Genomic DNA, 9,552 nt, shown 5'->3' with positions numbered 1-9,552 from the left:
GGGTATAGTAACCCCATTTATAGGATGCCGTATCCTACTTTGGGGAAAATAAATACTCATGAAATAGATGCTTATCAAGAAATCGCGGGAAATTTGAACGTCTAAACTATCAAATCTGTGAAAATGGGCTGACATGGCTTAGTATTATTGAAGGTACAGTGATTACTAGCAATCTAGCGGTAAAGCGGAGAATTAAAGTGGTTGTAGAAACCGATGGTTATTTGGCTCTGATAGAGCATCTCTCTTTTAATATTGATGTGTTCACATCAGGCGGAGATATTGGTGCTGAAAGTGTAGAAGATGTTGTGACCGACATGGTTTCAAGCAACATCATGGCTATTTTTGAACAAAACCCTGAGCTACATTCCAGTGTTCGATTTCAGTTACTTAAAGAAGCTGATTCTTTAGTAGCGGACCTTAGTGAAGTATTGGCGGGTGTTTGGAATAAACCTGCGACCAATGAACAGATCCTTTTTCTTGATGAATACATCGCTTTAGTGAAGAATCTGTTCGATAGTGCCGTTGCGAAGTACGACTAATTCAAGTACGACTAATTGAAGTGCGACACTAATTAGAGTTAGGCGGGCTTATAATCCGCCTAAATTGCCAGAATTTAGAAGCCCAATAGGGATTATCCATCCTTGAGATCATCACACCTTTAGACGTAGAGGCGTGCATGAATTTCTTGTCTCCGAGATAGACTCCAACATGATTACTCGTCCTTGATGTTCTAAAAAAGACCAAATCCCCGCGCTGCGCATTTTGATAATTTACCTCAAAACCCGTTTGACTCTGTGAGCGTGTGGTTCGTGGCAGAGGGATCTGCCATGTATCCTTAAACGCTATTTGCACAAATGCCGAGCAGTCGACTCCGTTCAACGTTTCACCACCTAATCGGTACGGCACTCCTTGCCAGCGTTGAAACAGTATACCTAAAGAGTCTTGATTATTTGCAACGGCCTCAATCTCTTCATTGCTCACATCGGCTCTTTCTACTTCTACTGATGAAATCGAGCTACAAGCCATTAATAAAATAGTTAAACCAACGACTGACCATTTCTTATAGTGCATTTCTAGGGCCTCAGTAACATTCGGATCCAGTATTTTTATACATTACTTTTCCCTAAACGGTTGAGTAATCATTTTATCCAACCACTGCTCACGCTTCTCTCGAAAGAGTGGCAGGCCGATAATGATCTGCTTATGGCCCAATTCTGGCTGAGCACGATAAGTACGAAATAGCCGATCCTAACACGACAAGAAAAAACCAAAATTGGAGTGAGTTTCTTGTGCGATGATTGAATGATGAACCCGATGCATGTCAGGTGTCACCACCAACCAACGAAGCCAACGGTCCATTTTCAACGGTAATTTTGCATTACTGTGGTTAAACATCGCGCTCGCATTGAGCGCAATCTCAAATATCAATACCGCGAATGGGCTGACACCCAACATGATCACGCAAGTGATTTTGATCCACAAAGAGAGAATCATTTCGAATGGATGAAACCGCGAGCCAGTGGTCACATCAATATCTTGGTCAGCGTGGTGCATGCGATGTAAACGCCATAACCAAGGAGAGAAGTGAAAAAGCACATGCTGAGCGTAAATCACGCCATCAAGAATAATCACTGACAGCGCAATTTCAGCCACTTGTGGTAAATCCATCCAATTAAAAAGGCCAATCGAGTTTTGCTGCGCCCAATAAGCGGCTTCAATGGCTAACACTGGCATCAATAGCGATAAGCACACGCTATTTAAACCAACCAAACCTAAATTATTCAGCCAGCGAGTGGCTTTACTTTGGGTGAGTGCTTTACGGGGGCAAGACCATTCCCACAGCGCACAAAGCATAAATACAGCGAAAAATACGCTCAAACGGATCAATTCAGGGTTCAGGTTCATACTTAATGGCTCATCTTCAATGGTCTTGTGCTAGGAATCTGCTTGTACTGTAAGTACAATCGGCAGCACTTTCCAGCTTGCCGCCCTGATTTATGAGAATCCACGCATTTAACCATTTGTTCCAACATCGCTTAGCGTTATCGACCAAACCTTTTCAAGCTCGTGGTGCGAAAGTTGAACGTTGTGCCTATTGTCAGGTCGCCACGCAATACTGCTTATGCGGCCATCAACCGGATATGGATACGGATATCGCAGTATTACTGCTGGTTTCTGAAAATGAAGTATTTAAACCCAGTAATACTGGTCGACTAATTGCCGATGTGATTAAAGAAACTTACGTTTATCAGTGGAATCGCACTGAACCTCACACGGAAATGCTAGCACTGTTGAATAATCCCGTCTATCAACCAGTTGTCATATTTCCCGAAGAGTATGTGGATGAAAAGTCTCGAGTAATGCAAAGCCCTCCGAGCGCGCACGATAAACGCAAACCACTGTTGATATTGCTTGATGTAAGCTGGCGAGAGGCAAGACGAATGTTTCGCAAATCACCTTATTTGGATGCGTTTCCGGTGATGTCTATCGCACCTAAAAGCGTATCGCAATATATGATGCGTAAATCTGATAATGAGCAGCATTTATCAACGGCTGAAGTGGCGTCGTTGGTATTGGTTGAAGTGGGTGAGCATCAAGCCTCTCTGCTATTAAGCCAATGGTTTGAAGTGTTTCGAGAAAGTTACTTGCTGAGCAAAACCCGCCTAAAGCATGATTTGAGCAGGCCTGTCTTGAAACGTTTCATCGACCAGCAGCAAAGCGAGACGTGACTCTAAAGTTGATCGATTCGGTGATGAGTAATTGTTCAATCGAACCTATAGACCAGATAAATTGGTACTTGGTCACGGATTGTAGGCTGAGCTCTGTGGATAATGCCCAAAGTTTTATTTTTAGCTCATTGATGAGCAAATTTTAGGAGAGATTGCATGTACTACGGCTTTGATGTCGGTGGCACTAAAATTGAATTTGGTGCGTTTAATGAGAAGTTAGAACGCGTAGCAACGGAGCGCGTTCCTACCCCAACAAACGACTACAATCTGTTAGTTGAAACCATTGCGCAGTTGGTGAATAAATATGACGCGCAATTGGGTGTGGAAGGTAAAATAGGCCTTGGCCTACCAGGTATGGAAGATGCTGATGATGCTACGGTATTAACCGTCAACGTTCCTGCTGCAAAAGGCAAACCGTTACGCGCTGATTTAGAAGCAAAAATTGGCCGCAGCGTGAAGATTGAAAACGATGCAAACTGCTTTGCGCTTTCTGAAGCATGGGACGATGAGCTGAAAAATGAGCCTTCGGTTATGGGCCTAATTCTCGGCACAGGTTTTGGTGGCGGCCTTATCTATGAAGGGAAAGTGTTCTCTGGTCGTAACCACGTCGCAGGGGAGTTTGGTCATATGCGTCTGCCTCTTGATGCATGGTTACATCTTGGCGATAACGCGCCGATGCTCGGCTGTGGTTGTGGCAAACAAGGATGCTTAGACAGTTATCTCTCTGGCCGCGGTTTTGAGCTATTGTACGAGCACTATTATGGCGAGCACAAAAAAGCGATTGATATCATTCACGCCAATGAAGCAGGTGAAGCGAAAGCCGTTGAGCATGTTGAGCGCTTTATGGAACTACTTGCCATCTGTTTTGCCAACATTTTCACAGCCAATGACCCACACGTTGTTGCGCTCGGTGGCGGTTTATCAAACTTTGAATTAATCTACCAAGAGATGCCTAAACGCGTACCGAAATACCTGCTTTCTGTCGCGAAATGTCCGAAGATCATCAAAGCAAAACATGGTGATTCAGGCGGTGTACGTGGTGCGGCTTTCCTGAATATCAAATCATAAAATCAAACAAAAAGGGCCTATAATCAAACGGGCCCTTTTTTATATCAGTCAAAAGTTAATGATTAACCTAAGTTCTGTTTATTGGGCGTTAGTGTCTTTTTTACCCACACCTACGTTTTCTTTTTGTTGCAGTGTTAGCTTGCTAAAGCCTAACTTTTTAAAGTGGTTATCGCGGTAATTGCGTACCGATTTTGCGTCAGAAATCATTTCCAGCTGCTGTTCCATTTTTAAAAAATCAGTAATATCAATACCTTCTGCTTCTGCTACTGCTTCTTGAATGTTGTGATGCTTTTCGTAAGAAAAAGTCAGCGTTTTATCTTCATTTTTGTAAGTGTACAAAATGGTGCGAGCCATGATCATCTCTCTAAAATCGTCATTCCCAATTTCGGGAAAATAAACAAAGGCTGATCGCTTACTATCAACCGATTGAAAATGGGGGGCGTTGGTAGCGCTTAAACATGACTAACCAACATGTAATGGGCTAGATTTTGCCTTTAAGTGGGATAATTGTCACGCTTTCACCACCGAAATAGCGCAGGATATTTCATTTACAACGCTGTACATATTCAATAACAAATGCCGCGATTGCATCGAGATCATTGATGTCCATCTGTGGTAAAGCACTTTTCACAACTTCATCCGCAGCGATAGCGATGATATTTTCATCATTTGGATATAGCCAAGGTTTACCTACTTCAGCACGGTGCAATTCAATTTTTGGAAAGGCGAGGTTTTTACACCCTTCAACTAAAATTACGTCGAGTTTATCGCAATCAAAGCGAGACAAAAGATATTCGAAATCGGGTTCGGCTTCTGGCGTCTCAGTCATCATTGCATGACGATAGCGCGATGCAACTAACATCTGGCTTGCCCCCGCTTTACGCAGCCGATGGCTATCTTTACCTGGTTTATCAATATCAAAATCGTGGTGCGCGTGCTTAAGTACGCCTAATGTTAGGCCTGCTGCCCTTAACTTGGGCAATAAGGCTTCAAGCAGGGTCGTTTTTCCTGTGCCAGAGTAGGCCGCAAAACCAAGTAAAGGGCATGAAGGCGCTTGATATTTCATGATGTCAAAGTTCCAAATTGTGCCAGATCTTGAGGCGTGTTGAGGTTCAAAAAGCAGTTTGGCGAGTCGCTAAAGTCAACGTAATCTGTGTGGCATTCTTGATAAAGGCGGGTGATTTTTCTCTCGCCACGTTCTAAAAATGCAGTCAGTGTTGGCAGCACACGTCGGTGAATAAGGGTGAATACGGGTTGAGCGAAGTGACCATCATGGGCGACTAAAATATCATGCGAGTCTTGAGCAGCATGGCAAAAACGCGCAACAAGATCGTCATTGATCAACGGGCAATCGCAAGGGACAAATCCGACACAATCGGTTTGTGCATGGGTTAACCCTGCCTGAATTCCAGCGAGTGGCCCAGGGTAATCAGCCATGGTATCGGAAATGACAGGCGCAAACTGACGATACTGTGCATGGTTACGATTAGCGTTAATCGTCAGGTTAGTAGATTGCGGCTTAAGCTTATTCATGACATGTTGAATCAAAGGTTGGCCATTGAGTTCAATCAGCCCTTTGTCTTGTCCACCCATACGGCTGGCTTGCCCACCCGCTAAAATAACCCAACTTGTTTGTGTGGGAAGTAACATGAAATGTCTCTTAATTGTGCGATGAGAAGAGCGCCGTACAGACAAGTTAAACTCATTGATTGCCCATTTTTAGTGGCGACAAACCAAATTAAGGATGATAACCCAACTCATGCCTTGGTGCTAACTGGCTGATGATTATAACCAATCTGACTAACACAGTTCGATTTTTTATTTTCTTACTTATAAAGATGCGAAAAGTGAAAGCTGATTTTTTGCTTTTACTCGTTTTAGGTGTGGCTTCTTATTATCGCTTTTTCAACCATTTTATATTCAAAAATAAATAGTTAGATTTCTTTTAACGGCAGTGAAACAAAAACATCGCTTGCAGTTCGAGCCTTGAACAAGTAACGTTGCGCAGTTTTTTATACAATTCACATTTATTAAGGTACTGGTTTTGATCTCCACCGCGAATATCACTCAACAATTTGGCGCAAAGCCTCTGTTTGAAAACATTTCCGTTAAGTTTGGCGAAGGTAATCGCTATGGCCTGATTGGCGCTAACGGTTGTGGTAAGTCAACATTTATGAAGATTCTAAGCGGAGAGCTTGAACCTTCGAGTGGTAACGTTAGCTATGATCCTAACGAACGTGTGGCGAAACTGAATCAGGATCAATTCGCTTACGAAGAGTTCACGGTTATCGACACGGTAATCATGGGCCACAAAGAGTTGTGGAAAGTTAAACAAGAACGTGACCGTATCTATTCTCTACCTGAAATGACTGAAGAAGATGGCATGAAGGTTGCGGATCTCGAAACTGAATTCGCGGAAATGGACGGCTACATGGCCGAGTCTAAAGCCGGTGAATTGTTGCTTGCAGTGGGCATTCCTCTTGAACAGCACTTTGGTTTGATGAGCGAAGTGGCACCAGGTTGGAAACTGCGTGTGCTATTGGCGCAAGTTTTGTTTGCTGAACCACACATCATGCTGCTTGACGAACCAACCAACAACTTGGATATGGATACCATTCGCTGGCTAGAAGATACGCTAAACCAACGTAACTGCACCATGATCATCATCTCGCACGACCGTCACTTCTTAAACAGCGTATGTACACATATGGCTGACTTGGATTACGGTGAACTGCGTCTGTACGCGGGTAACTACGACGAGTATATGACAGCGGCATCGCAAGCGCGTGCTCGTCTGCTCTCTGATAATGCCAAGAAGAAAGCACAGATTGCTGAACTGCAAACTTTCGTTGCACGCTTTTCTGCGAACGCATCTAAAGCGAAGCAAGCGACGTCACGAGCCAAGCAGATTGACAATATCCAATTGGACGAAGTTAAAGCGTCTAGCCGCCAAAACCCTTTCATTCGTTTTGAACAATCGAAAGAGTTGTTCCGTAACGCGTTAGAAGTTGAAAACCTTAGCCAAGGTTTTGAAAACGATCTGTTCAGTAACTTCAACGCCATTTTTGAAGTGGGCGAACGTGTAGCGATCATTGGTGAAAACGGCGTCGGTAAAACGACACTGCTTAACACCTTAGCGGGTGTACTTGAGCCTCGTAGCGGCAGCTATAAATGGTCTGAAAACGCGAATATTGGTTACTACGCTCAAGATCACGCGCACGATTTTGCCGAAGATATGAACCTGTTTGACTGGATGAGCCAATGGCGTCAAGAAGGGGATGACGAGCAAGTGATCCGCAGCTTCTTAGGGCGCATGTTGTTTGGCCAAGATGACATCAAGAAATCCGTTAAGGTCATCTCTGGTGGTGAACAAGGTCGTATGTTGCTTGGTAAACTAATGATGCATAAGCCAAACATGCTGTTGATGGATGAGCCAACCAACCACATGGATATGGAATCGATCGAATCACTCAACACGGCGTTGGAGAACTACAAAGGGACTCTGTTCTTCGTATCTCACGACCGCGTATTTGTGGACTCACTGGCAACGCGCATCATTGAAATCCGTGATAACAAACTGACCGATTTCAAAGGCACTTATGCTGAATTCTTGAAATCTCGTGGCGTAAACTGATCCACGGTTTACTCTTAAGAAAAGGCTTCCTGCGGGAGGCCTTTTTAATGCTTGCAATTTGAGTTTTAAATCCGACCCTGCTAGTCAAAATAACAGAGTTCACCAAAAGCCAAATAGACTGACTTATGTCACAGAAAATAGGCAACTGATAGCGGTTTTATACTATGGTCTAACCCTCAAAACTACTGTTGTTATTGCATCGGTGCTAAGCTAGCAAAAAAGCGTGCAATAAGGACATAGTATGAATTTCCCCTACAAGAATATCGTGATCCTCACGGGGGCAGGCATTTCAGCGGAATCAGGCATTAAAACATTTCGTGCCCAAGACGGATTATGGGAAAACCATAAAATAGAAGATGTCGCGACCCCTGAAGGTTTCGCACGTGATCCCGATCTCGTACAGGATTTCTATAATCAGCGTCGCCGAAAACTCCAATCTGAATCAATACAACCTAACGCTGCCCACATCGCGCTTGGTAAATTAGAGCAAGAGCTAGAGGGAAACGTAACGATTATTACGCAGAATATTGATAACCTTCATGAGCGGGGTGGTAGCAAACAGGTGATTCATATGCACGGTGAGCTGCTTAAAGCACGCTGCAGTGTTTCTAATCAGGTAATAGATCATAAGAACGATATTCTTAGCGGAGAGCTTTGCCATTGCTGTCAAATTCCGGCTCAAATGCGACCTCATATTGTTTGGTTTGGCGAAATGCCACTACGCATGGGCGATATTTATTCAGCACTCGAGACGGCTGATCTTTTTATCTCTATCGGTACATCGGGCGTTGTTTATCCTGCGGCAGGCTTTGTTCATGATGCCATAATGCACGGCGCGCACACCATTGAGATTAACTTAGAACCGAGTGCCGTTGAAAGTGAGTTTGAGGAAAAACGCTACGGTAAAGCCAGTATTGAAGTTCCGCGGTTAGTGGAAGAGATATTAGGGTTAGAAATGCCAAAAAAGAAACACGCCTAGAGTAGGCGTGTTATCTAAACATTGAATATGATCAATTATTTACTTTGAGCTTCTGAAAGTATTCGTCGTACAACACATTCGCTTCTCCCACCTCATCTTGCCAAAATCCGCTGTCCATCACAGATTGTGGAGGGAAGATATTAGGATCATTGGCGAAAGATTTGGGTAACAGTGAATAGGCTGTTTTAACGGGAGTTGGGTAACCAATTTCTAATGCGATTTTTGCTGCATTCTCAGGACGCAATAAGAAATCAATCATCTTATGAGCCGCATCAACGTTTTTGGCCCCGGCCGGAATGGATATGCTATCCATCCAGAAAATCGCGCCTTTTTCTGGCCAAATAATGTCAATTGAAGCGCCTTCTTGGCGGGCCATATACGCCGAACCGTTCCATAACATACCTAAAGAAACTTCACCCGCTAAAAAAGGGTTTGCCGGAAAGTCGGAGTTGAACACTAACACGTTTGGAATCAGCTTTTTAAGCTCTTGATAGGCCGCTTTAATTTCGTCAGGATCCGTCGTATTAGGTGAGTAACCAAGCTTACTCAGTGCAATATGGAACACCTCACGAGCATCGTCCATCATCATCAACTGACCTTCCCACTTGGCATCCCATAAGTCGCCCCAGTTTTTGATCAGTGATTTATCAAGCATATCGGTATTAATACCAATCCCCGTTGCGCCCCAGATATAAGGGATAGAAAATTTGTTGTTGGGGTCGAACGATTTATTGAGATAGTTAGAATCAAGATCAGCAAAATGAGAAAGCTTAGCGTGGTCAATCTCCTGCAGCATGCCTTCTTTACGCATTTTAGAAACAAAGTAGGTGGATGGCACGACAAGATCGTAGCCGAAACCTTGAGTCTTTAACTTGGCATACATGCTTTCATTAGACTCATAGGTTGAGTAAATGACTTTAATTCCTGTCTCTTTGGTGAAATCTTCGAGAACGTCGTGGGGGATATATTCAGACCAGTTGTAAAAATAAAGCTCTTGATCTGCAGCCATTGCAGGCGTAGTGAATAGAGTTGTTGCGCAAATAGCGCCAGCATACAATGTGCTTTTCATTACGTTTCCATTTTAGTCGGTGCCAAAGCTTAACTAGGCAAGGGTGCGTGATACGAAAGTGCAAAGTATACCA

General features: G+C 43.7%; 9 protein-coding genes and 2 pseudogenes. 5 read left to right on the top strand and 6 right to left on the bottom strand.

Annotated elements, in window-relative coordinates:
• Positions 1 to 197 precede the first annotated feature (197 nt).
• Positions 198 to 539 carry a DUF3802 family protein gene (locus VOR_RS0113770; RefSeq protein ID WP_010320278.1) on the top strand — a complete coding sequence of 114 codons (342 nt, stop codon included), beginning with the start codon at positions 198 to 200 and terminating at the stop codon, positions 537 to 539.
• Between the two features lie 28 nt (positions 540 to 567).
• Here the strand turns inward: VOR_RS0113770 and VOR_RS0113765 are convergent, their stop codons facing one another.
• The gene (locus VOR_RS0113765; RefSeq protein ID WP_010320277.1) at positions 568 to 1,071 is read right to left on the bottom strand and encodes an NlpC/P60 family protein; all 504 of its coding nucleotides are present in this window, start codon (positions 1,069 to 1,071) and stop codon (positions 568 to 570) included.
• A 42-nt stretch (positions 1,072 to 1,113) separates the two neighbouring features.
• Positions 1,114 to 1,905 (bottom strand): annotated as a pseudogene (locus VOR_RS17965) (sterol desaturase family protein).
• A gap of 92 nt (positions 1,906 to 1,997) precedes the next feature.
• Here VOR_RS17965 and VOR_RS0113755 point away from each other — a divergent pair.
• Positions 1,998 to 2,729 carry a tRNA-uridine aminocarboxypropyltransferase gene (locus VOR_RS0113755; RefSeq protein ID WP_010320275.1) on the top strand — a complete coding sequence of 244 codons (732 nt, stop codon included), beginning with the start codon at positions 1,998 to 2,000 and terminating at the stop codon, positions 2,727 to 2,729.
• 156 nt (positions 2,730 to 2,885) lie between these two features.
• Positions 2,886 to 3,797, top strand: coding sequence for an N-acetylglucosamine kinase (nagK, locus tag VOR_RS0113750; RefSeq protein ID WP_010320274.1), 912 nt, complete (start codon positions 2,886 to 2,888; stop codon positions 3,795 to 3,797).
• Between the two features lie 78 nt (positions 3,798 to 3,875).
• Here the strand turns inward: nagK and VOR_RS0113745 are convergent, their stop codons facing one another.
• The 3 genes and pseudogenes from VOR_RS0113745 to mobA all read right to left on the bottom strand — a co-directional run bounded on the left by VOR_RS0113745 (position 3,876) and on the right by mobA (position 5,447).
• Positions 3,876 to 4,151, bottom strand: a complete 276-nt coding sequence (locus VOR_RS0113745; protein WP_010320273.1) for a DUF2960 domain-containing protein — start codon at positions 4,149 to 4,151, stop codon at positions 3,876 to 3,878.
• 199 nt (positions 4,152 to 4,350) lie between these two features.
• Positions 4,351 to 4,863, bottom strand: a pseudogene (gene mobB, locus VOR_RS0113740) (molybdopterin-guanine dinucleotide biosynthesis protein B); the annotation flags it as partial.
• Positions 4,860 to 5,447 (bottom strand): molybdenum cofactor guanylyltransferase MobA, encoded by a 588-nt coding sequence (gene mobA, locus VOR_RS0113735; protein ID WP_010320271.1) that lies wholly within the window; start codon positions 5,445 to 5,447, stop codon positions 4,860 to 4,862. The pseudogene mobB and the gene mobA, both read right to left, overlap by 4 nt.
• A 394-nt stretch (positions 5,448 to 5,841) precedes the next feature.
• Between mobA and VOR_RS0113730 the strand changes: the two genes are divergently transcribed.
• Both VOR_RS0113730 and cobB read left to right on the top strand, forming a co-directional pair.
• Positions 5,842 to 7,431, top strand: a complete 1,590-nt coding sequence (locus VOR_RS0113730; protein WP_010320270.1) for an ABC-F family ATPase — start codon at positions 5,842 to 5,844, stop codon at positions 7,429 to 7,431.
• A gap of 241 nt (positions 7,432 to 7,672) precedes the next feature.
• Positions 7,673 to 8,410 carry a Sir2 family NAD+-dependent deacetylase gene (gene cobB, locus VOR_RS0113725; protein ID WP_010320269.1) on the top strand — a complete coding sequence of 246 codons (738 nt, stop codon included), beginning with the start codon at positions 7,673 to 7,675 and terminating at the stop codon, positions 8,408 to 8,410.
• A gap of 31 nt (positions 8,411 to 8,441) precedes the next feature.
• On the opposite strand, the gene VOR_RS0113720 is transcribed toward cobB, so the two are convergent.
• Entirely contained in the window at positions 8,442 to 9,479 is a 1,038-nt protein-coding gene (locus VOR_RS0113720; RefSeq protein WP_010320268.1) for an extracellular solute-binding protein, read from the bottom strand.
• Positions 9,480 to 9,552: the final 73 nt, after the last annotated feature.

It is taken from the genome of Vibrio ordalii ATCC 33509 (genome assembly GCA_000257205.1).
Taxonomy (GTDB): domain Bacteria; phylum Pseudomonadota; class Gammaproteobacteria; order Enterobacterales; family Vibrionaceae; genus Vibrio; species Vibrio ordalii.
This window is presented reverse-complemented; position numbering and strand designations above follow the sequence as displayed.

Excerpts from the sequence above, each read along its gene's own strand:
- mobA (WP_010320271.1), bottom strand. The coding sequence starts at position 5,447 with ATGTTACTTCCCACACAAACAAGTTGGGTTATTTTAGCGGGTGGGCAA.
- cobB (WP_010320269.1), top strand. The coding sequence starts at position 7,673 with ATGAATTTCCCCTACAAGAATATCGTGATCCTCACGGGGGCAGGCATT.
- VOR_RS0113755 (WP_010320275.1), top strand. The coding sequence starts at position 1,998 with ATGAGAATCCACGCATTTAACCATTTGTTCCAACATCGCTTAGCGTTA.
- VOR_RS0113765 (WP_010320277.1), bottom strand. The coding sequence starts at position 1,071 with ATGCACTATAAGAAATGGTCAGTCGTTGGTTTAACTATTTTATTAATG.
- VOR_RS0113745 (WP_010320273.1), bottom strand. The coding sequence starts at position 4,151 with ATGGCTCGCACCATTTTGTACACTTACAAAAATGAAGATAAAACGCTG.
- VOR_RS0113720 (WP_010320268.1), bottom strand. The coding sequence starts at position 9,479 with ATGAAAAGCACATTGTATGCTGGCGCTATTTGCGCAACAACTCTATTC.
- nagK (WP_010320274.1), top strand. The coding sequence starts at position 2,886 with ATGTACTACGGCTTTGATGTCGGTGGCACTAAAATTGAATTTGGTGCG.